Source organism: Bacillus sp. AF62 (assembly GCF_050312695.1).
In the GTDB taxonomy this organism is placed as follows: Bacteria; Bacillota; Bacilli; order Bacillales; family Bacillaceae_G; genus Bacillus_A; species Bacillus_A cereus.
This window is the reverse complement of record NZ_JBNPJZ010000055.1, coordinates 14,613-38,279: the sequence shown is the minus strand read 5'-3', so window position 1 is coordinate 38,279 and position 23,667 is coordinate 14,613. Positions and strand designations below refer to the sequence as shown.

The window sequence follows — 23,667 nt, the reverse complement described above, 5'->3', positions numbered from 1 at the left end:
TTAAGAAGTACATATAAAAAGAGTAATTGCCTAATAAGCAATTACTCTCTTACATTAATTAGTATATTATTTATTAGTCTGTCCGCCACCTGCAATTAATTTACTCCCTGAATATGTACCTTTGTTCATAAACACTTGATTAATTAATTCTTTTTGCTCAGCTTCCGACATTACTCCTTTTCCTTCTCCTAAATTCCCACTTTGTAATTTCCAAATCTTATTGTGATCTGCATCAACCTTTTCATATTTTCCTTGTTTCCATCGTTCTAAAATTTCTACATATGTACTTCCCTGTACAAGATCATTACTCTTTACAATATCAATTAAGCTTTCAATCCGCTCTTGTGTAATAAAAATATAGCCCCACTTTTGATCAGCTTTCGCTTTTTGATGTGCCATTTCATGTAATGCTGTCTGTATGTTCTCATCTGTCCATTTAAAATTTTTATTAAAACCACTATTTGGCAATGAATAATTGCCATTCTCTAAAAGCTTTGCATCTTCTGCTTTTACGTTACTATCAGCTAATACTTCTACTGCTGGAGCAGCTGGTGATGCCTTTTTCGCAGCTGGTTTACTATTATTTAAATAATGCAGCATACCATATGTTAAACCTACTCCGATTACCGCCATACCAGCTAGAATACCTATTATTTTAAATAGTGTTTTCATCGCGCTTGTTTCCTCCCAAATATCTCTGTTCTGACTACCTAATTATTTTTTATATAAAAACTGTTACTTCATTTAAAATATCGCATCCCATCCCCTATCATATTATTTATATATACTTTCTCATATTGTATTTCTTTTTCTTTAAAATTAAAAGATTATTCTGTTAAATATTGAAAGTATTCTACAAATTTTTCCTTTATATTTATAAAGAAGCAAAAAAAACAACGAGCGCGTTCTACAACACTCGTTGTTTTTACTTTATGCACGATTTTCTTTTAACCACTTCGTAATAGCATCTAACCTCGAAACATCAAAACTTCTTTCTTCACACACGTTCAAATTTTTTGAGTTTCTCACTATTTCTAATTCATTATTTCTTACACTTTTCGCCTCAATTAATTTACAATACCCATCTGTAACAGTATTTAAATTTTCATAATAACGCTGAAACGATTTTGATATATGTAAATGTTTTTCAAAGTTTCTCCTTCTTTTCGTTTCATCATATACTTTCCGCTTTCTAAGTTCTCCATCGTTCGTATATAAATAAAAATATTGATCCGGAAAACCAATTTCCCTATTTAACATCTTTTCTTTATAAAAATTTTCTATTAAAGATAATGGCTGATTAAATATATCAAAATGAAAACACCAATTATAACTAAGTGGCTGAAATATATCACCATCAAGTATTACTAATTCATATTGCTCTGACTTCTGAACAGCTATATTCCAGCGCTCAACTTGTTTTTCAAAATACCATGTTCTATGTTCATTTTTTGGCCTTTCAAATAAAGAATTCACTTCAGGTATTATATAAGCACCATAATTCTTTTCTAATTCACGGCACGTGGTACTTTTACCAACAGCGCTTGCTCCCTCAAATGCTATTATCCCCATAGTTTCTCCCTCTTTCATTAACTAAAATTTCGTTGTTTCACTTTTCTTCCCCATAACTTTCTCCATAAAACAATTGAAGCAATAGCGAGCATGATTGTTGTAATGATACTACCTTCAATTCCGAACGTGCCTCCATGAAGGAATTCGGGGCCATTTGTTATAGACTTAAAAATTGGAGTAGAATATACAGTTGTGCCACTAACTGCAAAACCATATACATTATATTGAGCCCAGTTCCAAATTGAGTGCCATGCACATATTCCCCACAGACCGTCTTCTTTCAATACGTATAAAGCTGCGAAAACACCCACTAATATTATATTCGATATAGATAATATTGTAATTCCCGGATTAAGTAGATGAAGAAATCCAAATAAAAATGAAGTTACAATTATTCCAACCCATATACGACTTCTAACAGAAAGAACCGGGAATAACCAACCTCGTACAATAATTTCTTCCGTTGCCCCTTGTATTAAAAATGCAACTAGAGATCCTACTATTCCTACTATCACTGTTGAGGTAATATGTTGTACTTGCAATTTCACACTCCCCATTAATAATAGTAGAATAACTGGCGTTGAAATAAATACAAACCCCATTAACGCACCTTTTAAATAATTTCTCATCCATTTCTCTTTCCAAAAACCAATGGATGAAAAAGGTCTTTTTTCTACAAAACGAACCCATATAAATAAAATAAATATAGCTCCGCCAAACGTTAACACCATTCTAACATTGTCATAAATACCTTTCATGAATATCGTTTCAGCTTTTGGTAAAAATAACATAAATAACATAAAAAGTTCGCCTAAAGTCAAAAATATAATGGCTAATATTACAGCAAAGACTGGGTGGACCTTTTTTCTCCCTGCTTTTGCTGCTTCAATTATTATAAATGAATTATTTTTCACTTTCTTTTCTCCTTTTATAATATTTAACTACCAACAGTAACAACCATATTTTACCACAAAAAATACATTATTAATATTTACTCTAAGTTTTTCTTACATGATTTTGCATAAATCCAAATTAGGAATAATATATAAATAAAAGAGGTGCCTTTGTGCCTTTACTATTATCACCCAGATTACTCAGTGGTATTACCAGCACTTGCTATTTCCCACCATTTGTTGTAAGATAGTAATTAAGGTCAATTTAACACTATATTTTCTTTGCATATTATCAAGTATCAATCAGGGACATTTTGTACTCCTTATGGGTTTTTGATAATATGTGAACTTTTATTTTCATTCAAATAAGGCCGATCATATTGTAATTTTTCTACTTTTAGGAGGCATTACCATGACATTAACAGGTAAAGTAAAATGGTTTAACAGCGAAAAAGGTTTCGGTTTCATCGAAGTTGCAGACGGTAACGACGTATTCGTTCACTTCTCAGCTATCACTGGCGACGGCTTCAAGTCTCTTGACGAAGGTCAAGAAGTTAGCTTCGAAGTTGAAGAAGGTAACCGCGGACCTCAAGCTAAAAACGTTGTAAAGCTATAATTCAAACAATAAAAAGGTTGTTACCAGCAAGGTTAACAACCTTTTTAATATATAACTAAAATTTTTTACATAAAAGGAGTGGTTACATGTATCGCAATCGAAAGAACGATGTAGCAGAAGTACCACCAGAACAAACCCCTGTTTGGGAATGTGAATCAGAGGATTGTTTAGGATGGATGAGAAAGAACTTTTCATTTGAAGAAGAGCCTAAATGCCCTTTATGTAAAAGTAGCATGAAAAGCGGAGAACGTTTATTACCTAAATTAGGTTAATTTATAATAAAAAAAAACCTCTTTTAATTAAGAGGTTTTTTTTATTATAAATTTATGTCTTCAATATCAGTTCGCACTATAGAATACAATAATGCATCGTGTTGCTTATTTCCTTGATGAATATATCCGCGCAATAGACCTTCCTTTTGAAAGCCGATTTTAGATAACATTCTACAAGAAGTAACATTTTCAGGATATGTAATAGCTCCAATTCTAAACAAACCCAAATCTTTAAACCCATAATCAATAATTTCTCGAGACGCTTCTGACGCATAACCATTTCCCCAATAACGAGGATGCAGGTCATATCCAATCTCAGATCGTTTACTCCATAATTGTAAATTGTTTAGTCCAATTGTTCCTATTAAAACGTTCGTTTCTTTTAACACAATTCCCCATCGTATTGCCTTTTTCTCAAAGTAATTTTTCGAAAAAGATTCGATCATACGTGAAGCTTGTCCAAACTCCGTAAAAGAATTCATACCGTAATAACACGTTACTTCATCCAATGAAAAGATTTCATATATTTTTTGACAATAAGATTGTTCTATTTCAACTAAACGTAAGCGTTCTGTTTCTAATATAGGAAATGCCATAGGATCACTCCTTTCTCTCTACTCATTCATTATATCAGAAAAAATATTTATAATTACTAAAGTCCTTATTGTTCCATAAATCAAACATTTCTAATGACGCATTCCCTCTTTATTCTATATACACGAATTGGATACCTTCTGATTACTACTCAAACATTACGCTATAATTTCCATAAATCGAATTTCAAATTATCAAGAACTGTAAAAAAAATTGTTTCTTCATTTTCTCCTTCCAAACAACCACCCTACCCCATACATTTATGGTAAAATATAGTTAATATATTATTTTATTGTGGAGGTGTAAATTTCCTATGTATATATTCATCGGCTTATCCCTCTTACTCATATTACTTATTTTTTTATTCGCAAAAAAATTCACACCAAACTCTTTCATGATGACTAACTTTAAAGGCAATAGCTTTAAGACATTTTCAATCGGTATTTTAATCGCTGCCATACTCTCACTTTCATATGGAACTTATCATGCAGTAACATATCAACCTAGTTATTTAGATATTAAATTAAAAAATCAAAACTACACTGTTTTCGGTAATGTAGGCGAATTCGGTTATTTCTCCGAAGAATTATTAAAAAAAGATACTGAAGTTCAACTATATTTCGTCTCTTGGAAAAAAATGCAGTTAAAAAATCCGGTAATACTTATAGAATATCCTTCAGGAAAACAAGAAACATGGAAGCCAAATATCGTATTAATACCGATAAGTAAATTACAAGAAAAACATGATATAAAAGATATTTATCAACTATCACCGTATTCATTTAAAGAATCTGGAGAAATAACATTAACAATAAAAGAAAACAATGTAAAAAACAATAAAATTTCCATTCAAATAAAATAAATAAAAACTGTTCCTTCATTTTGCTGAAGGAACAGTTTTTATTTATTCTACAGTATTATTTATTTAATGTAGCCATTATTTCATTGGCAATATTCTTTCCATTTCCAATACACGCACCAATTCCAACACCGTAATATGAGGCACCAGCTAAATATACATTTGGATAAAGATTTGTCATTTTTTCTTGCAATGCTTGAACCGCTTGATTATGTTCTAAATGATATTTCGGCATTAAATCTTTCCAATTTGTAACTTCAACTACTTCTGGTTCACCTTTAATTCCGAGACTCTTTTCAATATCATATAAAGCTACTCGTACTAATTCTTCTTCATTGTAATCCTTGATTGTTTCATATACCGGATTGGTACTCTTATAAAACATTCTAACTAATAATTTTTGTTTACCCGATGTATGTTTCCACTTTCGACTTGTCCATGTACAAGCATCACAATGTAAATCACTGTTTTCCGTTACAATAAACCCCGTACCGTCAGCTGGTAGTTGTTCATCTAGTATGTCAAATCCTAAATAAATACTAATAAGAGATGAGTTTTTAAATGTATTAAACTGCTCATTTAACTCATTAGACTGTAATAAAGTTTGCGCTATATCATGTGGAGCTGCTAAAACAACATAATCTGCTTGTATTGTTTCATGATTTGCAAAAGAAATCTCATATCGATCTTCTTGTTTACTTACAGCCGTCGTTATAGCACCTTTTTTTACGACAGTTTCAGTCAGCACTTCTTCTAAGCGATTAATTATCGTAGATAATCCACCCTTAAATGATACGAATTTTTTATTTCCTGCTGATTGAAATTGTTTTTTATTCTCTTCAAAACCTTTAATAATACTTCCATACTTATTTTTATAATCCAGTAAATACGGTAATGTAGATGCCATTGTAAGCTCATTCAATTTACCAGAATATACGCCTGAAAGCACAGGAGCAATTTGTCTTTCCACTAACTCTTTCCCTAAAAAGCTTTCTAAAAATAGAGCAAGTGATGTATCTTTCGTAAACTCTTTATTTTTCGTTATGAAATCTTTTAAAGCTACGATTTTCCCCTTCGTTGAGACTAGCGTACTGCTAAACAACGACCGGGCACTCATCGGTATCCCAAATATAGTATCAGAAGGAATTGGATGTAACATGTTTTCAGAATATATGTAAGAAATACCCGTTTCATTATATACCATTTCATTTTCTAAATTTAAATCTTTTACAAGTGGCATAACATGTTCATTACGAGCAACGATTGAATCCGCCCCTGACTCCATAATGAAATCCTTTTCTTCCACACTATGGATTTTACCACCTAAATACTCTTCTTTCTCAATAAGAATTAAATTTAAATCGATATTATAATCCTTTTTTAATTTTTCTAAATAAAACATAGTAGAAAGTCCCGTTATACCTCCACCGATAACAACAACTGTTTTCATATGTGCTGCGCTCCTAACCGATACAATTAATAATTCCTTTTTATTATAACCAAAAGTCCTTATATTCGACTAGCAAGTTGCGCATTCTGTAAGAAATTAGACAATATATTTTAATATATTTTCAAATTACCTAATAAAAAAGAACTATAACATTTACAAACCCCGTCATAGTTCTCTTTATTTTAAAAACATAAAGTAATTGATTAATTTGTCTAGTTCTTGACTCAATGCCAATACTTTTTCATGTTGAATTCCATAATCCGATACTAAATATAAAAGTTCTTCTTTTTTTATTTCAATTACTTTCTCCAATTTCGCTAGTTCCATGTCGTTTTACATCTCTCCAAAAATAAAATGTATGTATTTCAGTATAGCCTACTTACATAATTAGTAAAAGTAAAATACGCATGTAAAATCTTACATATTTGAAAAAATAATATACTACTAACAAAAAAAGAAACTAGATTAAACTTCCTTTTACAGATCATTAACGTTCATTAAGAATTAATAACATAACGGAATTTTTCTAATGTGATATCTTTATAATTTGGAGCTCTCTGTATATGATTAAAATAACTATATGAGAATTTAAATACATGACCAAAATCCCAATCGAATTCACTATAGTCTTTTATCCAAAATATATTTTCAGTTGGTAAAATATTTGCACGTTTAGATTGAATTAAAGGTAATCGATCTATAGGTGAGTGTAAAGTTATTTCCGTATTCAGCTTGAGCTTTTGGCTAGCTCTTAGTACGTATACTAGTTTTAAAAGCGGACGTATCCCTCGTTGAAATATATCTATATGTCCTAAATCGTACATTATATTAATTGCGTGGGAGTATGTAAGCAAATGGCCAATTAAATCATGATGTGATTCCGCTCGATAAATACTATTAAATTTCGATAACTCATTTAAAATGAACTGAGATACTTGTGTTGGATTATTCAATTCACTTTGTATCTCCTCTTCAAAACTTAATTGTTTTACTTCTTTCGTCGTATAACCAATCCACGATCTACCTGGAATTGTTTTTCGAAATGATAAAATAAGAGTAGTAATCCCTTCAATTGCTTGATTATCACCCCATTTTTGTAGCTCTTTCATAGCTAATAAACTCAATGACGCATAAATGACGTTATGCCCCACCCAATGAAGCTCATCAATCGTTTGTTCTAAAGATTTTATAATCATATTTTCCGCAATCTGAAAATCTATTTCTTTTTTATCATCAATCATCTCACCAATTTTTTTCTTGTTCAGCATCATCCTTGTTTGCGAATACATATTACGAGCTGTTTCTTCATCAATATTATTATCTTTCATAAAAAAATAACTAGCAATTGCAGCTGCTCCAAAATGTGCATGCCAAATATCATTTGTTTCTTTTTTACATTGAGAAATAATTGAAAGACCGCCTTTTAAAATACTTTTGTTTTCCATTTTTTTCCTCTCCTAATAAAAATCACTATATTTTCATCCTAAAGATGGTGTCAGGACAAATAAAATGTGATTCGATTCATCACTTTTATTCAAAAATCGATGCTTCACATTCGGTGGAATACGTACAACATCGCCTTCTTCTAAAAAATATTCTTTTCCCTCCAATTCCACATACACTTCCCCTTTCATAATAACAGCAATCTCTTCCTTATCTTCATGGGAATAATGGCTTTCTGTTGTATTTGCTTGTTTATTTAAATCCATCATTAACATTTCAATACGTGCTTTCATAAAATCAGGTGTTAATACATCATATACAATGTGATCATTGTTTTCCCGATATACTTTTTTTCGATCTTTTTTCTTAGAAATGAGCGAATCTGTATCAATATCGTTAATAAAAAGTGTAAACAGCGGTACATTTAATGCTTTTGCAATTAATTCCAAAACATTTAAAGAAGGATTAGCATGTCCTCTTTCAATTTGGCTAATTAGTGATGTACTAATCCCCGCATAATCAGCGAAATCACGAATTGTCATATTATTTTTCTTACGATAACTTAATACCGTTTGTCCAAGCCTATCATGTATCATAGTAAAACTTCCTTTCGTCCATCATAATGCATGTTTCGTTGTCTTTGTGCTGACATACTAAACAAAGGCAAATAACCCTTCCCTATTATCTCTGGGACTTATATACTTACTTTTGTACATTATATCGCATTAAGTTTATTATAATAAACATTCTATCGGAGGGACAAACTTTGAAATCAACTATTCTTTCATATTGCAGCTTATTTTTTGGTGTATTCGCCTTATCAACTTCAGCAATTTTTGTAAAATTGGCAGATGCTCCTGCGACAATCATTGCTTTTTACCGATTATTCTTTGCCACACTAATTCTGTTACCGTTATTACTATTTAATAAAAATAGTCGAAATGAGCTAAAAACTTTAACGAAAAAACAATGGGCACTTGGATTCGTATCTGGGCTATTTTTAGCTGCACATTATGTACTATGGTTTGAATCATTACAATATACTTCTGTAGCAAGCTCTACAGTTATCGTAACGTTACAACCTTTGTTCTCAATGATTGGTGGTTATTTTTTATTTAAGGAGAGATTTACGAAAGGAGCAGTTATTGGTTGCCTCATCGCTATTTCAGGTAGTATCATCATTGGCTGGCAAGATTTCCAAATTAGTGGAGAAGCTTTATATGGAGATATTTTAGCATTTATTGCTGCCGGTATCATTACTGCTTATTTTTTCATTAGCCAACACGTTCGTAAAGATTTGTCACTTATACCCTATTCAGTAATTAGTTATGGAAGTAGTGCTGGCTTTCTTGGCATATTTGCTTTCACGCAACAAGAATCTTTCATCCATTACTCTACACAAACTTGGTTGTGCTTTATTGGATTAGCTTTCATTGCTACAATTTTAGGACAAACCATTTTTAATTGGTTATTAAAATGGATGAGTGCTACTGTAATTTCAATGAGTATTTTAGGTGAAACAATTGGCACTTGTATACTAGCGTACTTTATATTACATGAGACCATTTCTTTACAACAAGGACTAGGAATTACCGTTATTTTTATCGGTTTAGTATTATTTTTATTGCAGCCAAGTTCTAATAAAAAAGCATGACAGTATACTGTCATGCTTTTAACTATTCATTATGTACAATTAAACCATTCGGTCTAAAACGACTCATCATAATTTCATTAATAAACTTTCCATGAGCTTTCAAATTCCCTATCTTTACTCCCTCTTCTACAAATCCAAATTTTTCATATAAAGCTTTTGCTTTTGGATTCGTTTCTAACACACCTAGTTCTACTCTCTCTAACATTAACCAATTATCAGCCAAATCAAGCATCTTCGTAAGAAGTACTCTCCCAATTCCTTTATTATGATATTCACTGTCTACCCCAATGAATAAATCGCCTGAATGAGATCTTCGGCCCAGACTTTGTGTTAAACCTACAAACCCAACAACTTCTCCATCATATTCTGCAACAAATTCAAATTGATTTGGTGCTAAATTTCGAATTCTATTTTCCATAGCTTCTACACGCATGCTAGGTAAGAAAACCATATACGGTAAAACGCCATCCTGTATACATATACGATGAATTGCTCTAGCATCTTGTATTTCTACTGCTCTAACGTTGATTCCCATCTTTCTCTCCTCCATATAAATAACAATATATTTGTGTGTATTCTAGAAACGTTCACGAATGACCTTCTCGCCCGTATTTCTTTATGTCATTTTTACATAATTATTTCGATATAATACTTAATTTCCAAAAAGATTAACGACTATATGGATTTGGTTAACTTTTCACCTTGTTATATAAATCAAGCAAATTTTCAATCAGAATACCATTTAGTTTCATGCCGACTATATCACAATTTTCTATTTCAATATTTTTCAGATTACTATTACTTATAGTGCTACCTTCCAAATCACATTTATCGAATACAATAGGTTCCTTCTCATCTCCGAGACTTGTATTTTTAAATTGCACTCCACCTAAAGTCACCAAATTAAATTTACTGCCAGAAAGATTTAAATCTGCATATGATGACCTTCTAAAATTTATATTTCTAAACTTGGATTGACTTACATTACAATTACTCATATTCATATTCATTATATTGCTACCAACAAATGAACTGTTTTTTAAATTCACTTGATAATACTCTGTATTTGCTAAATTACAGTTTTCGTATTGACTATTTTTCATATCTTTATTTGTAACTACACTCGCTTTGTTTGAGCTTGTTTTTATTCTTTTCACGTAACAATACTCATCTTCCGATTCAAAAATCATTTGGTAACCCATCTTTTTATAAAAGTGATGATTGTTAATTTGTCTACTAGATGTTTCGAGATCCCAAATCTTTATGTTCGGATATTCCTTTTCTATTAATTTCATAACATGTGATCCAATTCCTTTTCCTTGATAAACAGGATCTACAAAAATACGATCAATTCGACCGTACGACTTACCAGAAATCGTAACTATTATCCCTCCGATTATTTCTTTATCCATTACAACTTTGAAAGAATCCAATTCTTCAATGGAATATTCCATCATTTCAACTGAAGAATATCCTGGCGGTTGAATGTTATAATCAATGACATCATCTTGGCCGTATAGCCATTGTTTTGCTTCTGCATCAAATGTTCTTTTCATTATTTCTGTTAATTTCTCAGCATCTAAAATTGTAGCTTTTTCTATAGATATTTTCGTCATTTTCGTTTTCCCCTTCATTATTACAAACCAACCATTTTTGTGAATGGCATAATTATCAATTCACTTTTGTTTTTAATGCTTTTCCCATTATTACATATGGTACATCATTTTTACTTGGATGAACTGGTTCTAATACATTTACCCAATCTAATCTTTCATATAACGAACGTGCTTTTTCATTGTTTATTTGTGTTGTTAAAACACTCGTTCTATTTGGAATCCCTTCTAATAATTCATTATGTAATTTCGTTCCAAGACCTTCATTTTGATATTGTGGGTGGACTGCTAACTCTACAAATTCAAAACAATCTTGTAACCATTCGTCTACTTGCTCTAGATGTAACGCTTCTCTCATTAATTGATTATAGTACTGTCCCTCGATTGAGCGATAACCATAAGTAAAACCAACTACTTCATTTTCATCATTTATTGCTACTATACCTTTAAAACCTGTATATTCTATATGCCTGTTCATTCTCTCGATCATTTCATTGAAATTTGTTTTCTCAAATACTTTACAATACAAATTTGCCATATTCTCAATTAGGATCTCATCTTTTTCAATGCTTATGAACTTCACTTTATTACCCCCTATTAAAACATTTATATCCTTAAATTTTTAAAAACAAAGAAAATTAACACTAATCACCCTCTTTACTATTAAACTACAAATCACCCTATATTTTCCACGATTACTTAGTATTAATGAATAATAAAAAGAGACCATGTAATATAAACATGGTCTCTTCTTTTATTCATTTTCAATTTTATCCCGCTATTTGCCGGGCAGTAAGACCCCCACCTCAAAATTCAGCGAAAGCAAAGAAGTTAGGTGGGGGTCGGGCTAATAATCAGCGGGGGCTGACACCCCACTGATTAAAGTTTCACTTTATATAATTAAAAATTAGATATTACTTAAGCCACTCGTTGCAAGTATTACTTAACTGCTGTAAATCTTCTATAAATTGACTCGCATCATATCCATCACAAACCGAATGATGTACTTGTAATGAAACTGGTAGCATAACCTTGTTTCCATCGTTAAAATATTTCCCACAAGTTATAATTGGCAATAGAAAATTTTCATCATTATTAATATTAAGATTAAATCCAGTAAAACTAGTCCAAGGTATGCTAGAAATCGGAAATACATTAGGCGGAATATTTTCTTTCGTGAAAAGACCATGAACACTAGCATAGCATCTCATATCGTCTTCATAATTATTATAGAAAGTGCGGAAATCACTTGAATAATCCGTCCATATACTTGAAAAAGACTTATCATCTTTATGAAAGATTGTATAACTCGGTATCATTTCCTCCCAATAGCCTACAACTCCTTCATCGTTAAAACATGTTCGAAATTTTTTATGATTATTTACTACTCTAGAAATTAAATATATAAAAACGGGATAAAATTTTATTCCCTTTTGATATACTTTCCCTAATAACATCGTGATATCAACATTCACAGTCATACTAAATGTACATTTCAACTTTAAATAATGCTCAAAATGCTGCTCTCTATTCCAATCTTCTCTATCAATTACATGAAACTTCATTCTAATAGCCTCCTAAAATTTTCTTTTTATTTTAGAAGGCTAATTCCCTTGCTTTCACCATAATTGTTCACTCCTAACAGTTTACATTTGACCCTAATTATTTATTTATATAACATATGTAAGAATCAATTCACATATTTCTGGAAATCCATCCACATACTATAGATAAATCAAATGAAATTTGGAGGATACATACATGAATGACAAAAATATGAATAAAAAAGAACATGTTACTGAAAACACTACATCTATTCAAAATAATACTACTGCAAACCTTACTATCGAAGAACAAGCAATGAACGGCTTATACGGAATGCCCGAAACAACAATTGAAGATGCTGATCACGCTGCAGCTGATGATTTGACTTCAAAAAATTAATTAACTACATTGAAAAAAGCCAAGGGAAATATCCTTGGCTTTTTTCACTATGCATCCACCTTTTGTATTTCTTCACTCTTTCTTGAAAGTTTACCTGGCCAAAAAGCAAATCGACCTAAAACTACTGTAATCGCGGGTACAAGTAACGGTCTTACGATAAACGTATCTAGTAATACGCCAATTGCAGTTACAATACCAAATTGAACTAATACTTGAATTGGAAGTGTACCTAACACAGCAAAAGTTCCTGCTAAAATTAAACCTGCCGATGTAATAACACTACCTGTTTGTATTACACCATTTTTTACTGCATCCAAGTGATTTTGTGTCTTTCTGTTTTTCCATATTTCTGAAACCATAAAGATATTATAATCTTCACCTAAAGCAACTAAAAATACGAATGCGTACAACGGTATCGCACCTTGAATGGCCGGCGCTCCCATACCGTAATGAAGTAATATCCATCCTGCTCCTAACGCTGAGAAGAATGATAGGACAACGGTTACAATTAAATAAATCGTCGCAACAACCGATCGTAAATAGACAAGTAATAGTAAAGCGATAATGCTAATCATTACTGGAATAATTACTGATTCATCACGTTCCGTAATTTGCTTTGTATCATATAATGAAGCTGTTTCTCCACCAATCCACAATTGCTCTTCAGCATTACTAATCCCAGCATCTTTTAATACTTTTTCTACATTACTTTTCAATTTAGGAATTTGATCTAACGCTTCAATTGAGTATGGATTTTCCGCTAAAGAAACTTCATACATTTGTATTTGCTTATTTTCTTTTCCCTCTTTTGGCTCTTTCACTGTATTTACGAAAGAAAATTTCTCTAGTTCTTGTTTAATAGGAAGCTCTTTGCCTTTCGTATCAACAACAACTTTTACTGGTGCTAGTTCACCAGCTGAGAAATGATCACTAATTAACGTAAACCCTTCACGAGAAGGCATATCCTTTGGAAACGACTCTAATAAGTCATATGTGTATTGAATACGTGGTACGAATGAAGCCAATCCGCCTAATACAAATACAGTTAGCATAATTATTGTCCACGGTCTTCGTACTACAATATCTCCAAGTTTTTTACTAAAGGAGCCTTTTGATTTTTCAACTTTTACAGCTCTCTTTTTCTTTCTTGCAAACTCCTCATTCATTGAAGTTGTTCTCGGTATAAACGGGAAAAATGCAATTCTACCGAAAATTAATAATAGTGCTGGTAAAATCGTTAAAGCCGCGATTCCCATTATAAATACAGCAACACTAAATGGTACTGCAAATCGATGAAAGGCACCATAATGAGCAAGTAGTAATGTTCCTAATCCAAGTACAACAGTTAACGCACTCATTATTATTGCACCGCCAGATGCTTTAATCGCAAGTTGCAATGCTTTATATTTACTTTCTTCTTCTAACAAGTACTCTCTATATCTCGAAATTAAAAATAGACAATAGTCCGTTCCAGCGCCAAACAATAATACTGTCATAATTGATATCGCTTGGGCATCTACTTTAATCCATCCGTGATCAGCTAAAAAACCGAGTGTAGGACTAATAATACCGTATGCAAAGCCAACAACAAGTATAGGTAAAATCGCTAAAATTGGTGAACGATACAGTAAAATTAACAAAACTAACACTAGTAGTACAGTAGCGACTAACAATTTCACATCTGCTTGACTAAATAAACTAACTGCATCCGTTTGAATACCTACAGGTCCTGATAATCGAACATGTAAACCAGATTCACTTATTTTTTGTTTAAATGGATCTTCATCTACCTTACTATTCACTATTTTTCTAAACTCTTCAAGATTTCCTTTTAATATATCCGTACCAGCAGATTTATTAAAAAATACCGGTGTAACAAATGATGTACCATCTTTTGACGCACTTTTTGATAATACTTGCTCTGGGATTGTATCAAATGGTGGTAACGTTGATTGTTCTTTTAAAGGACTAGCTTTTAACTCCTTATAAACATCTTGTATGAGTTTATAATCCTGTGACTGTAATCCACCATCTCTATACCATACTACTAACAACGGATTCCCTGCATTATTCGGAAACTCTTTTTTCATAAGCGCTTCCGCTTGCTGTGACATAGCTGTTTCAGGTAAATTTTTCGGATTCGGCTCTTTCGTACTGTTTACTTGTGGTAACGTAAATGAAAGTAATAATGTAATAAGAATCCACACCGATAAAGTGATCCACTGCGTATTTCTCCCTGCTACAAGCCTCCCTAACATATGTAACGGGTGCTTTTTCATAAAAACCCACCTTCCTTTTTTCCTCCATTATTAATTATATATACTGGTCGGTTAATTAATCAAGAATGATTGAAAATTATGTTATAATTATCTCAATCATAAATGTCAGGAGCGAATGTATTTGGAACAAAAACAACGTCCTCTCGGAAGGCCGCGTCAAAATAAAAATACAAAATCTACAAAAGAAACCATTTTAGAAGTAGCAACTCGCTTATTTCTTACACAAAATTATCAAGTCGTTTCTATGGATGAGGTCGCAAAAGTTTGTGGTGTTACGAAAGCAACTGTCTACTATTACTATTCAACAAAAGCCGATTTATTTACCGCTACTATGATCGAAATGATGGTACGTATACGTGAGAATATGTCTCAAATACTCTCTACAAACAAAACGTTAGAAGAAAGATTATTAGACTTCGCTAAAGTTTACTTACACGCAACGATGGATATTGATATGAAAAATTTTATGAAAGATGCAAAACTGTCGTTATCTGAAGAACAATTGAAACAATTAAAAAATGCTGAAGATAATATGTATGAAGTACTAGAAAAAGCACTCGATAATGCGATGCACATCGGAGAAATCCCGAAAGGAAACGCTAAATTTGCGGCCCATGCTTTCGTATCTTTATTATCAATTGGGAATTTTAAAGATGAAAATCACAATCCTATTCTTGCAAATATAGATGAATTATCACAAGAAATCGTTTCTTTTTATTGGAACGGATTAGGTCATTCATATTAAACTGATTTGCTTTAATAAAAGAGCATGTTTGAATTTTTTCAAACATGCTCTTTTATAATTTATTTATATACTAATAATCAGATTATACTTCAATGCTGTTTAACACAAAATTTCACTTTAACTTTTACAAATTTTGAAGTTGAACATTTATATTCCCCTTACTAAATCCCCCATGGTAACAAACTACAGATTCAATATGTAAATTTAAATACTTCTTCAAAGACTGCCGTGCTTCCATAATATTTAAAGTTGTTGGGGCATGAATTCCTCCTAACACTCCATTCACACTATACATCGAGTCTCCAGCGACAAGAATTTTGCTTTGTTTCAAATATAAACTAATATGACCCGGAGTATGCCCTGGAGTATGAAGAATTAGTATTCCACCGCAATACGGAAGTTCTTGCCCGTCAATCACAGTATCACTCACTTTTCCTTTTGGTCGGTTCTCTATATTTCCGTCCTTCAATAAAGGTAAATCCCCCTCGATATATGGCTTATCTAGTTCGTGCGCATAAACTTTAATATTACTTCGACAGCGCTGCAACAACTCCGGAAGACTACCTATATGATCAATATCCTGATGCGTCAAAATCACGACTTTTAACTTATCAAATGATACCCCAACCTTTTCCATCTCTACTTGTATATCTTCAATTTGTCCTGGGAAACCCGTATCTATTAATACTGCCATTTCATCATTCCATAAAAGAATTGGATGAATAACAAATTCTTGAAATTCAAGTTGTAACATTTCTATCCCTTTAGCAATCTCCATACAGCCATTCTCCTTTATGTTGAAGTTTGAAAATATGTACGAGTAAACTGAAAATATAAAGTGAAACTTTAATCAGTGGGGGTTTTACTACCCGGCAAATAGCGGGATAAAGCACCTCTATCTTATAATATGTTTTGTCATCCCAATAGAGAATGCTTCAAACCCTATAGATTCATAGTAAGATTGCAACTTTTCTACACACATAAGTTGTGGAATAACCTTGTTTTGTTCACAGTGCTGGATTAATCGTTTCACTATTTCTTTTCCGATGCCACTAGACTGATATTTTGGCAATACACCAACTCCACAAATAATGCCTGTTATGACTCCATCTGATATGACACGCCCCATCCCTACTAACCTCTTATCATCAAAAACATAAATTGCATACCAACTTTGCTTACACATTCGTTCTAACTCGTTAACCGTTAATTTAAGAGAATTCCATCCTAAAGATTCGTATAAGGATAATAATCCATTAAAATCTGTAGGATGTTCACTTGTGTAGCGTATACTATTTTCCATGTAAATACTCCCTATTCTCTGGCTTGTTTATATTTCATAAAATTCCCTTTACACAAATCTGATTGATGTAAAAATAACTAGAACAAACTTCAATAAGAAAGATAGAATTCCTTCTCAATATAAAGTAAAAAGAAGTTATCTCACTTAAGATAACTTCTTTTATATAAGACTCTCATTATATTATCAACCAAAAAATATACAACTGCATACGATTAGCACAAACAAAACTAATAAACCATTTGAGAAATAACCCATAGAATACTACCCCTTTATTTCATTATGTAAAAGATTTTATCATAAAATTATTTACAACATAATAACCGAAAAAGACATTGTATTCATTAGTTATATACGTTTAGTAATATTTTTTTTCGGTTATATTCTCCTTACCTAAAACCACTTCTCGCACCCTTATAATTCAGTCCACATAAATTCAAAAAAACAGTTATTAGTAAACATTCATTTACTATAAAGAGTAATTTTAATTGATTTATAGTAAATTTAGTAATAAAATAATAACTAAATTCATAAAGGAATCAAAAACAATGACCCAAAACGAATTATTAAACGAATACATGAATTTATTATTAAATATGTCAGGTACTTTTAAATTACTATCGGAGAAATCCTCAGAATTTACACATTTAGAACAACACGTAGTAGAGTATATCGCCCAGCAAAAGGTGCCTGTAAACTTAAAAATGATTGCTAGTTATTTAAACATCCCTAAACAACAATTAAGTGTAACAGTGCGTAACTTAGAACAAAACGGATACATCATAAAAAAGCAAGATATGGTAGACAAAAGAGCTATATTAATCTCTCTGACAGAAAAAGCCGAAAAAGTACATTATGAGAGATGGAAACAAATATATAATAATTTCACAGTAAACCTCGAAAAGTTATCTGAAGAAGATAGACGGGATTTAACTTATGGACTATATAAAACAAATACAATGCTCTCAAAAATGTTAAATAACGACTAGATATATTGTTTATTATTAAACGGAGGATGTTTCATGGTTAAAGAATTAGATTTGCAATCTGTACAAGGTACAATGCTTATTCCACTATGGGGAAGAGCATATGGCAGTGAGAAAAATAAGGATATTTTAGATGATATAGAAGCTATTCGAATAATTAAAGAATGTGATTTTGACTTCTCAACAATAGCAAATACATTTGGCGAATACGGATGTATCACATACATTACCCGTGCACGAAAAATTGACGATACGATAAAACAATTTATAATAAAACACCCGAATGCTACTATTGTAAACATCGGTTCCGGACTAGACACTACTTTTTCAAGAATCGATAACGGTACAATACATTGGTACAATCTTGATTTGCCCGATGCAATCTCTTTTCGCAAAACTTTAATTGAAGATACCCCTAGAAACATTAGCATTGCTAAATCATTTTTTGATACTTCTTGGTTTGACGATATAAAATATAATCCAAACGACGGTATTCTTTTTATATCAGCAGGTGTGTTTTATTACTTTAAAGAAGAAGATTTAAAAAAGATCGTAGTCGCTATGTCAAAACGTTTCCCTGCAGGAGAATTATATTTTGACGCTGAATCAAAGTTCGCACTGAATCTTTCGAATGCTACTGTAAAAAAATCTGGTAATAACGGTGCTATGATGTATTTTTACGTAAATAATCCAAAATCAATAGAAAAATGGTCCTCTACAATAAAAGTATTGAGCTGCTCCCCTTTCTTTAAAGATATAGCTACAAATAAAGATTGGGACGGTAGTACGCGTATAATGATGAGAATTGTAAACTTAATAAAAATGTTGAAGTTTGTTCATTTACGGTTCAAAAAATAAAAAAGTAAAGAAGAGCTCAATACATTTATACTTAGGTCATAAATGTTAATTTTAATAAAATCAAAGGCAGAAACATAATTGTGAAGTGAAACTTTAATCAGTGGGGGCTTTGCTCATCCCCCACTGATTATTAGCCCTCACCAATCGAGCTTTTACGGGCAGCCCGAACCCCACCTAACTTCTTTGCTCTCGCTGAATTTTGAGGTAGGGGTCTTACTGCCCGACAAATAGCGGGATAAAATCTTGCATGCACTTTACGTAGGAGCTAAAATATTGAATCTCATCGATTTCCAAATCATGTACACCATCTTGCAACATATGTTGAATCACTTACCCTCTCTTCTTATAACCCACTTACTACTTTTTAATTATATATGTTCTGACCGTCAACAGCTTTTACCTTTAAATTCTTTAGACCCTATCCTTTCTTATATGAATAGCTTTCTTATTCGAAAATAGATTTTTAAAAATACCTACTCCCACAATTAATAAACCTATACCAACTAATTTATTTGTAATGGAATGCTCTCCATTCCAAATAATCCAAATGTATCAATACATAACGCAACGACCAATTGAGTAATAAGACTAATTAGCACCGTATATGCTGGACCTAAACTCTTTATTGCACCCATTATACAAATAATTAACCCGATGCCAAACAGTCCACTTACATAAAACAAATAATTTGCAGTATACACTTTAATGCTAATACTGTTTTCTGTAATGATATAAAATAGAATAGAACTAATGAGACCTATTCCAAGGACACATGTAGTCGTTAACCACTGTCCTACATTTTCATTTACTTTTGCATTAAAAATAGATTGTAAGCTAATTAATATTCCTGCTAGTATAGCTAAACTAAATCCAATCAAAATCTTCCTCTCCCTTTCATTGCTCATATATATTATTTTTAGCGACTTCCTTCATTCTAGAAAAATCTTTAATGACAATAACTCCATTACTTTTTTCAATTAATTTTTCATTATAAAATCTTTGTAATACCCGAATTACGTGCCTATAACTTACCCCTATAAAGTCTGCAATACTCGTTACCGAAGTCGTATCCAAATCCCCTTTGTACATATTTCCGTTACTATCTGTTGAAATTGAAAGTAAATAACTAGCTACACGTACTTCTACAGGATAAAGTAAATTAAGAGCAGTAAAACGAGTCGATATTTTTAACGTGTTCGCAATGTTTTCAAGTAAGAATTTCATAAATATAGGATCATGTAATAACTTGTTTCTAATAACCGTATTAGAAATGGAAATCGCTACAACATCTGAACAAGCTTCAACGACATTATGTGCTTTGCTATTTTGAATTAATTCAATATCACCAACAATTGCGAGTGGATTGATAAAGCGAAGGATTAGTTTCTTCCCTTCAGGTGTAATCGTATAAACTTTTACTTTACCTTTAACAACAAAATATAAACGATCCATTTCGTCATCTATATTGCAAATAAGCTCGCCTTTTTCAAAATGATTTAATTGAAAATATGCTGTATCTATTTCTGAAAAAACCTCGAGCGTTTTATTGATTTTCAAATAATGCGTAATTAAACCTGATCTATTCTCCATATTCATTTCCTCCTTTCATTTACATATTAAATACAACAATACCTATAATCATTAATATTGTTCCCACAATATGATATCTCTCCATCTGTATCTTTTTTATATGAAACAGTCCTTTCATTTCAATAACTGTTGCCGTTAACAATTGAGCAACCATTAGTGTGCCAGCTGTCAATGTAACTCCTAGTGAATATATCGCCATAGTTTCTGCACAAATAATGAATCCACCAAATGCACCCGTTACTAAATATATTTTTTTTACACTCTTTAAATCCGTTACTTTCTCTTCTTTCTTTAACAAAAATACAGTTGTTGCAATAATGAATCCAATTAAATGGGTTATAATACTCGTCGACCATATACCGATATGTGAACTAAGTTTCGCATTAAAGGTTCCTTGAAGTGTTATAAATATCCCCGCAAAAACAGCAAATAGAATACCTTTCAAAAAATCATCTCCTCATCCTTTATTTCTGACTTAATTAAAAACCATCATCCTATAATGGCAAAAGGACAAATGTCACATCACTATGAAAATAACTTGGAATGAAAAAAACACACCTCAAAAATGCGAGATGCGTTTTTTAATTATTTATATATAATGTTTTATAAATAAAATTGCGCTACATTAAAAGATTTCTTTTTCATAACAAACTTTGCAAATAAGAAACGTACAAGCGGTCCCATAATAATTAATTGTAATGGATATGCCATTATGAAATTTTTAATAAAAATCGAAAAATAAATTGAAACAAATGAATCTCCTTGTAGTCCACCATGTAAATGCATCATAGCCATACCGAAAAATGACATAAAGAACACCATTCCGATTACCATAGTTGTCGCCATTGCAACGATAATATTTATTTTCTTAGATTTATCAAATGGCAACATGAATACAATTTTTTTCGCACAAGGTCCAACTATACTTATTTCAATTAATAGCGCAATAATAAAGCCAATTAATAGTTCTAATGCAATCTCTTTAATATAAATTGGTCCTCCTATTTCATTCATTAGTAAATTGTAAAACGTCATTACGATAACCATTCCAAGGCACATCATCATGCCAAATTGGAGGTTTTCTTTTCTTGTTGTTGGCAAATTTCATCATCCTCTCTCTTTGAGTCTTTGTCATTATATCGACATTGGAACCCCCTTCGTAAGTGAACATTTTGTGAACAAATTTAAAACGTTTTCATGTATTTTCTTTACTTTCAACTCAAATTCTCACTTTTACTTATAAAGGTTTTATATATTTCAATGTTGAATTACTAAATTTAACATTGCATTACATTATTACTAGGAGGATAACCATGAATGAAGCAGAATTTTACGCATATCACATCGTAACAAGGAAAAAAATGCATATTGGACAAATGATTCCTTTTAACAAAAATCAACAAAATACTCTATATCACTTCTTTTTTGAAAGAGAACAATTAAATGCTAATGGTGAAGATGGCATACAAATTTTAAATAATCACTATAAAAATGACGAATTACATATAAATAATGAAAATGCTAAAGTAGTTATGAGTTATATGGATCAAACAATTAGAGCAGTTAGAGAAACAATTGTAGAAATGGTTAGACTACAAGAATTCCCTGAATACCCTTCCAGGTTATCTTGTTTATACGCTTCAAAAAGCTATGAAGATACTTTAAAATGGAAAGCATTATTTGATTCTTACAATCGAGAAGTTTTACAGATTGTTAAACTACGAGTAATCGGAAGGTCTTTTGAAGGTGACGGGAATCTTTTACCGAAAGAAGATGGTATTCCTTTTTCTCAAAAAATCGAACAAGCTAGAAAGTATTGGAAAGGAAATATTAGAAATGAGCTTCCTGAGCTACTGATTAATGGAGAAATTGAAGTGGTGGAAATTATTGATGACTTTTCCTCAATTCATATTTAATTTCTAACTAAATCATATAGGATGGAGATTACAATGAAGAAAAAAGTATACTTCAATCATGATGGCGGCGTAGATGATTTAATTTCATTATTTTTATTACTTCAAATGGAAAACGTTGAACTTACCGGTGTATCTGTTATCCCAGCAGACTGCTATTTAGAACCTGCAATGTCTGCAAGTCGTAAAATTATTGATCGCTTCAGCAAAGATAATATTGCAGTAGCCGCTTCAAACTCTCGCGGGCAAAACCCGTTTCCGAAAGACTGGCGGATGCATGCATTTTATGTAGATGCTTTACCAATTTTAAATGAGTCTGGAAAAGTTGTAACACCCATGGCAGCAAAGCCTGCACATCACCATTTAATAGAAACACTTCTACAAACGGAAGGAAAAACAACTTTATTATTTACCGGGCCCCTAACTGACCTTGCTCGTGCGTTATATGAAGCTCCCATAATTGAAGATAAAATTGAATGTCTCGTTTGGATGGGTGGTACATTTCTTACAGCAGGCAATGTACATGAACCAGAGCATGATGGAACAGCTGAGTGGAATTCGTTTTGGGACCCTGAAGCAGTGGCTCGTGTATGGGATGCAAAAATTAAAATCGACTTAGTGACACTAGAAAGTACAAACCAAGTTCCGTTAACTATAAACATACGTGAACAATGGGCAAAAGAACGAAAGTATATTGGTATGGATTTCCTTGGTCAATGCTATGCAATGGTTCCCCCTCTCGTTCACTTCTCAACGAACTCTACCTACTATTTATGGGATGTACTAACTACCGCGCTTGTCGGAAACACTAACCTTGCAAAAACTAAAACAATTAATAGTATCGTTCATACATACGGACCAAGCCAAGGACGTACAGAGGAAACTGCTAATGGACGACCTGTAAATGTCGTTTACGATGTAAAACATGATACTTTCTTCGAGTATATTACTGAATTAGCAAAGAAAGCTTCTACTTGAATCACTATCTATACGAAAAATAAATAGATTGAAATCACTTCAGACGATGAACCCCCATATTTAGAATTTGGTTGAAACTACATATTTAACTATTAAAAAGAGTATTGA

The 23,667-nt window shown here is 31.9% G+C and carries 28 protein-coding genes and 1 pseudogene; 10 read left to right on the top strand and 19 right to left on the bottom strand.

Annotated elements, in window-relative coordinates; all coding sequences use genetic code 11:
• Positions 1-66: 66 nt before the first annotated feature.
• The 3 genes from ACQRBL_RS11530 to ACQRBL_RS11520 form a co-directional block, all read right to left on the bottom strand.
• Positions 67-672, bottom strand: a complete 606-nt coding sequence (locus tag ACQRBL_RS11530; RefSeq protein ID WP_000853593.1) for a PRK06770 family protein — start codon at positions 670-672, stop codon at positions 67-69.
• A 258-nt stretch (positions 673-930) separates the two neighbouring features.
• Positions 931-1,590, bottom strand: coding sequence for a chloramphenicol acetyltransferase (locus ACQRBL_RS11525; RefSeq protein WP_411996325.1), 660 nt, complete (start codon positions 1,588-1,590; stop codon positions 931-933).
• A complete protein-coding gene (locus tag ACQRBL_RS11520; RefSeq protein ID WP_000794825.1) occupies positions 1,590-2,486 on the bottom strand; it encodes a CPBP family intramembrane glutamic endopeptidase in 897 nt (298 codons plus the stop codon). The genes ACQRBL_RS11525 and ACQRBL_RS11520 overlap by 1 nt, the downstream gene beginning before the upstream one ends.
• Before the next feature lie 391 nt (positions 2,487-2,877).
• On the opposite strand from ACQRBL_RS11520, the gene cspD reads away from it, so the two are divergent.
• Both cspD and ACQRBL_RS11510 read left to right on the top strand, forming a co-directional pair.
• On the top strand, positions 2,878-3,081 hold the full coding sequence (gene cspD / locus ACQRBL_RS11515; protein WP_000176366.1) for a cold-shock protein CspD: 204 nt from the start codon (positions 2,878-2,880) through the stop codon (positions 3,079-3,081).
• A gap of 86 nt (positions 3,082-3,167) precedes the next feature.
• The gene (locus ACQRBL_RS11510; protein WP_000286203.1) at positions 3,168-3,353 is read left to right on the top strand and encodes a cold-shock protein; all 186 of its coding nucleotides are present in this window, start codon (positions 3,168-3,170) and stop codon (positions 3,351-3,353) included.
• Positions 3,354-3,397: 44 nt separating this feature from the next.
• Here ACQRBL_RS11510 and ACQRBL_RS11505 read toward each other — a convergent pair whose 3' ends face one another.
• Complete coding sequence (locus ACQRBL_RS11505; RefSeq protein ID WP_000885400.1) at positions 3,398-3,949, bottom strand: GNAT family N-acetyltransferase; 552 nt, start codon at positions 3,947-3,949, stop codon at positions 3,398-3,400.
• 311 nt (positions 3,950-4,260) lie between these two features.
• Here ACQRBL_RS11505 and ACQRBL_RS11500 point away from each other — a divergent pair, with 311 nt between their 5' ends.
• Complete coding sequence (locus ACQRBL_RS11500) at positions 4,261-4,809, top strand: hypothetical protein (protein ID WP_000275232.1); 549 nt, start codon at positions 4,261-4,263, stop codon at positions 4,807-4,809.
• A gap of 55 nt (positions 4,810-4,864) precedes the next feature.
• On the opposite strand, the gene ACQRBL_RS11495 is transcribed toward ACQRBL_RS11500, so the two are convergent.
• The 4 genes from ACQRBL_RS11495 to ACQRBL_RS11480 form a co-directional block, all read right to left on the bottom strand.
• A complete protein-coding gene (locus ACQRBL_RS11495) occupies positions 4,865-6,256 on the bottom strand; it encodes a protoporphyrinogen oxidase (protein ID WP_078993332.1) in 1,392 nt (463 codons plus the stop codon).
• 177 nt (positions 6,257-6,433) lie between these two features.
• Entirely contained in the window at positions 6,434-6,583 is a 150-nt protein-coding gene (locus ACQRBL_RS11490; RefSeq protein WP_000417698.1) for an aspartyl-phosphate phosphatase Spo0E family protein, read from the bottom strand.
• Between the two features lie 170 nt (positions 6,584-6,753).
• Complete coding sequence (locus ACQRBL_RS11485) at positions 6,754-7,701, bottom strand: hypothetical protein (RefSeq protein WP_411996324.1); 948 nt, start codon at positions 7,699-7,701, stop codon at positions 6,754-6,756.
• A gap of 33 nt (positions 7,702-7,734) precedes the next feature.
• Positions 7,735-8,295 carry a helix-turn-helix domain-containing protein gene (locus ACQRBL_RS11480; RefSeq protein WP_000581028.1) on the bottom strand — a complete coding sequence of 187 codons (561 nt, stop codon included), beginning with the start codon at positions 8,293-8,295 and terminating at the stop codon, positions 7,735-7,737.
• A 170-nt stretch (positions 8,296-8,465) separates the two neighbouring features.
• Here ACQRBL_RS11480 and ACQRBL_RS11475 point away from each other — a divergent pair, with 170 nt between their 5' ends.
• Entirely contained in the window at positions 8,466-9,353 is an 888-nt protein-coding gene (locus ACQRBL_RS11475) for a DMT family transporter (RefSeq protein WP_000843094.1), read from the top strand.
• 22 nt (positions 9,354-9,375) lie between these two features.
• On the opposite strand, the gene ACQRBL_RS11470 is transcribed toward ACQRBL_RS11475, so the two are convergent.
• The 4 genes from ACQRBL_RS11470 to catA form a co-directional block, all read right to left on the bottom strand.
• Positions 9,376-9,888, bottom strand: a complete 513-nt coding sequence (locus ACQRBL_RS11470; protein ID WP_411996323.1) for a GNAT family N-acetyltransferase — start codon at positions 9,886-9,888, stop codon at positions 9,376-9,378.
• Positions 9,889-10,042: 154 nt separating this feature from the next.
• Positions 10,043-10,987 carry a GNAT family N-acetyltransferase gene (locus ACQRBL_RS11465; RefSeq protein WP_043924656.1) on the bottom strand — a complete coding sequence of 315 codons (945 nt, stop codon included), beginning with the start codon at positions 10,985-10,987 and terminating at the stop codon, positions 10,043-10,045.
• 37 nt (positions 10,988-11,024) lie between these two features.
• Positions 11,025-11,549, bottom strand: coding sequence for a GNAT family N-acetyltransferase (locus ACQRBL_RS11460; RefSeq protein WP_411996322.1), 525 nt, complete (start codon positions 11,547-11,549; stop codon positions 11,025-11,027).
• Positions 11,550-11,880: 331 nt separating this feature from the next.
• Positions 11,881-12,531: a type A chloramphenicol O-acetyltransferase gene (gene catA, locus ACQRBL_RS11455; RefSeq protein ID WP_097961598.1), complete on the bottom strand. Its 651-nt coding sequence runs from the start codon at positions 12,529-12,531 to the stop codon at positions 11,881-11,883.
• Positions 12,532-12,727: 196 nt separating this feature from the next.
• Here catA and ACQRBL_RS11450 point away from each other — a divergent pair, with 196 nt between their 5' ends.
• Positions 12,728-12,910, top strand: coding sequence for a DUF4021 domain-containing protein (locus ACQRBL_RS11450; RefSeq protein WP_411996321.1), 183 nt, complete (start codon positions 12,728-12,730; stop codon positions 12,908-12,910).
• A 47-nt stretch (positions 12,911-12,957) separates the two neighbouring features.
• On the opposite strand, the gene ACQRBL_RS11445 is transcribed toward ACQRBL_RS11450, so the two are convergent.
• Positions 12,958-15,189, bottom strand: coding sequence for an MMPL family transporter (locus tag ACQRBL_RS11445; RefSeq protein WP_000716587.1), 2,232 nt, complete (start codon positions 15,187-15,189; stop codon positions 12,958-12,960).
• 121 nt (positions 15,190-15,310) lie between these two features.
• On the opposite strand from ACQRBL_RS11445, the gene ACQRBL_RS11440 reads away from it, so the two are divergent.
• Positions 15,311-15,934, top strand: a complete 624-nt coding sequence (locus ACQRBL_RS11440) for a TetR/AcrR family transcriptional regulator (RefSeq protein WP_000436026.1) — start codon at positions 15,311-15,313, stop codon at positions 15,932-15,934.
• Between the two features lie 124 nt (positions 15,935-16,058).
• Here the strand turns inward: ACQRBL_RS11440 and ACQRBL_RS11435 are convergent, their stop codons facing one another.
• Positions 16,059-16,712 carry an MBL fold metallo-hydrolase gene (locus tag ACQRBL_RS11435; RefSeq protein ID WP_000401481.1) on the bottom strand — a complete coding sequence of 218 codons (654 nt, stop codon included), beginning with the start codon at positions 16,710-16,712 and terminating at the stop codon, positions 16,059-16,061.
• Positions 16,713-16,829: 117 nt separating this feature from the next.
• Positions 16,830-17,237, bottom strand: coding sequence for a GNAT family N-acetyltransferase (locus ACQRBL_RS11430; RefSeq protein WP_000431735.1), 408 nt, complete (start codon positions 17,235-17,237; stop codon positions 16,830-16,832).
• A gap of 545 nt (positions 17,238-17,782) precedes the next feature.
• Between ACQRBL_RS11430 and ACQRBL_RS11425 the strand changes: the two genes are divergently transcribed.
• Positions 17,783-18,223 (top strand): MarR family winged helix-turn-helix transcriptional regulator, encoded by a 441-nt coding sequence (locus ACQRBL_RS11425; RefSeq protein WP_000192923.1) that lies wholly within the window; start codon positions 17,783-17,785, stop codon positions 18,221-18,223.
• A 33-nt stretch (positions 18,224-18,256) separates the two neighbouring features.
• On the top strand, positions 18,257-19,078 hold the full coding sequence (locus tag ACQRBL_RS11420; protein ID WP_000237901.1) for a class I SAM-dependent methyltransferase: 822 nt from the start codon (positions 18,257-18,259) through the stop codon (positions 19,076-19,078).
• Positions 19,079-19,489: 411 nt separating this feature from the next.
• Here ACQRBL_RS11420 and ACQRBL_RS11415 read toward each other — a convergent pair.
• The 4 genes and pseudogenes from ACQRBL_RS11415 to ACQRBL_RS11400 form a co-directional block, all read right to left on the bottom strand.
• Positions 19,490-19,956, bottom strand: a pseudogene (locus ACQRBL_RS11415) (DMT family transporter).
• 16 nt (positions 19,957-19,972) lie between these two features.
• Positions 19,973-20,668, bottom strand: coding sequence for a Crp/Fnr family transcriptional regulator (locus ACQRBL_RS11410; protein WP_000431597.1), 696 nt, complete (start codon positions 20,666-20,668; stop codon positions 19,973-19,975).
• A gap of 19 nt (positions 20,669-20,687) precedes the next feature.
• On the bottom strand, positions 20,688-21,113 hold the full coding sequence (locus tag ACQRBL_RS11405; protein WP_411996320.1) for a DMT family transporter: 426 nt from the start codon (positions 21,111-21,113) through the stop codon (positions 20,688-20,690).
• Positions 21,114-21,271: 158 nt separating this feature from the next.
• Complete coding sequence (locus tag ACQRBL_RS11400; RefSeq protein ID WP_411996319.1) at positions 21,272-21,769, bottom strand: DUF2798 domain-containing protein; 498 nt, start codon at positions 21,767-21,769, stop codon at positions 21,272-21,274.
• Positions 21,770-21,981: 212 nt separating this feature from the next.
• Between ACQRBL_RS11400 and ACQRBL_RS11395 the strand changes: the two genes are divergently transcribed.
• A complete protein-coding gene (locus tag ACQRBL_RS11395) occupies positions 21,982-22,584 on the top strand; it encodes a DUF2441 domain-containing protein (RefSeq protein ID WP_001001050.1) in 603 nt (200 codons plus the stop codon).
• 21 nt (positions 22,585-22,605) lie between these two features.
• Entirely contained in the window at positions 22,606-23,559 is a 954-nt protein-coding gene (locus ACQRBL_RS11390; RefSeq protein WP_120460459.1) for a nucleoside hydrolase, read from the top strand.
• Positions 23,560-23,667 lie beyond the last annotated feature (108 nt).

Coding starts and splice junctions, on each gene's coding strand:
- ACQRBL_RS11530 (WP_000853593.1), bottom strand. CDS start 672: ATGAAAACACTATTTAAAATAATAGGTATTCTAGCTGGTATGGCGGTA.
- ACQRBL_RS11525 (WP_411996325.1), bottom strand. CDS start 1,590: ATGAAAGAGGGAGAAACTATGGGGATAATAGCATTTGAGGGAGCAAGC.
- cspD (WP_000176366.1), top strand. CDS start 2,878: ATGACATTAACAGGTAAAGTAAAATGGTTTAACAGCGAAAAAGGTTTC.
- ACQRBL_RS11510 (WP_000286203.1), top strand. CDS start 3,168: ATGTATCGCAATCGAAAGAACGATGTAGCAGAAGTACCACCAGAACAA.
- ACQRBL_RS11505 (WP_000885400.1), bottom strand. CDS start 3,949: ATGGCATTTCCTATATTAGAAACAGAACGCTTACGTTTAGTTGAAATA.
- ACQRBL_RS11500 (WP_000275232.1), top strand. CDS start 4,261: ATGTATATATTCATCGGCTTATCCCTCTTACTCATATTACTTATTTTT.
- ACQRBL_RS11495 (WP_078993332.1), bottom strand. CDS start 6,256: ATGAAAACAGTTGTTGTTATCGGTGGAGGTATAACGGGACTTTCTACT.
- ACQRBL_RS11490 (WP_000417698.1), bottom strand. CDS start 6,583: ATGGAACTAGCGAAATTGGAGAAAGTAATTGAAATAAAAAAAGAAGAA.
- ACQRBL_RS11485 (WP_411996324.1), bottom strand. CDS start 7,701: ATGGAAAACAAAAGTATTTTAAAAGGCGGTCTTTCAATTATTTCTCAA.
- ACQRBL_RS11480 (WP_000581028.1), bottom strand. CDS start 8,295: ATGATACATGATAGGCTTGGACAAACGGTATTAAGTTATCGTAAGAAA.
- ACQRBL_RS11470 (WP_411996323.1), bottom strand. CDS start 9,888: ATGGGAATCAACGTTAGAGCAGTAGAAATACAAGATGCTAGAGCAATT.
- ACQRBL_RS11465 (WP_043924656.1), bottom strand. CDS start 10,987: ATGAAGGGGAAAACGAAAATGACGAAAATATCTATAGAAAAAGCTACA.
- catA (WP_097961598.1), bottom strand. CDS start 12,531: ATGAAGTTTCATGTAATTGATAGAGAAGATTGGAATAGAGAGCAGCAT.
- ACQRBL_RS11450 (WP_411996321.1), top strand. CDS start 12,728: ATGAATGACAAAAATATGAATAAAAAAGAACATGTTACTGAAAACACT.
- ACQRBL_RS11445 (WP_000716587.1), bottom strand. CDS start 15,189: ATGAAAAAGCACCCGTTACATATGTTAGGGAGGCTTGTAGCAGGGAGA.
- ACQRBL_RS11435 (WP_000401481.1), bottom strand. CDS start 16,712: ATGGAGATTGCTAAAGGGATAGAAATGTTACAACTTGAATTTCAAGAA.
- ACQRBL_RS11430 (WP_000431735.1), bottom strand. CDS start 17,237: ATGGAAAATAGTATACGCTACACAAGTGAACATCCTACAGATTTTAAT.
- ACQRBL_RS11425 (WP_000192923.1), top strand. CDS start 17,783: ATGACCCAAAACGAATTATTAAACGAATACATGAATTTATTATTAAAT.
- ACQRBL_RS11420 (WP_000237901.1), top strand. CDS start 18,257: ATGGTTAAAGAATTAGATTTGCAATCTGTACAAGGTACAATGCTTATT.
- ACQRBL_RS11410 (WP_000431597.1), bottom strand. CDS start 20,668: ATGGAGAATAGATCAGGTTTAATTACGCATTATTTGAAAATCAATAAA.
- ACQRBL_RS11395 (WP_001001050.1), top strand. CDS start 21,982: ATGAATGAAGCAGAATTTTACGCATATCACATCGTAACAAGGAAAAAA.
- ACQRBL_RS11390 (WP_120460459.1), top strand. CDS start 22,606: ATGGAGATTACAATGAAGAAAAAAGTATACTTCAATCATGATGGCGGC.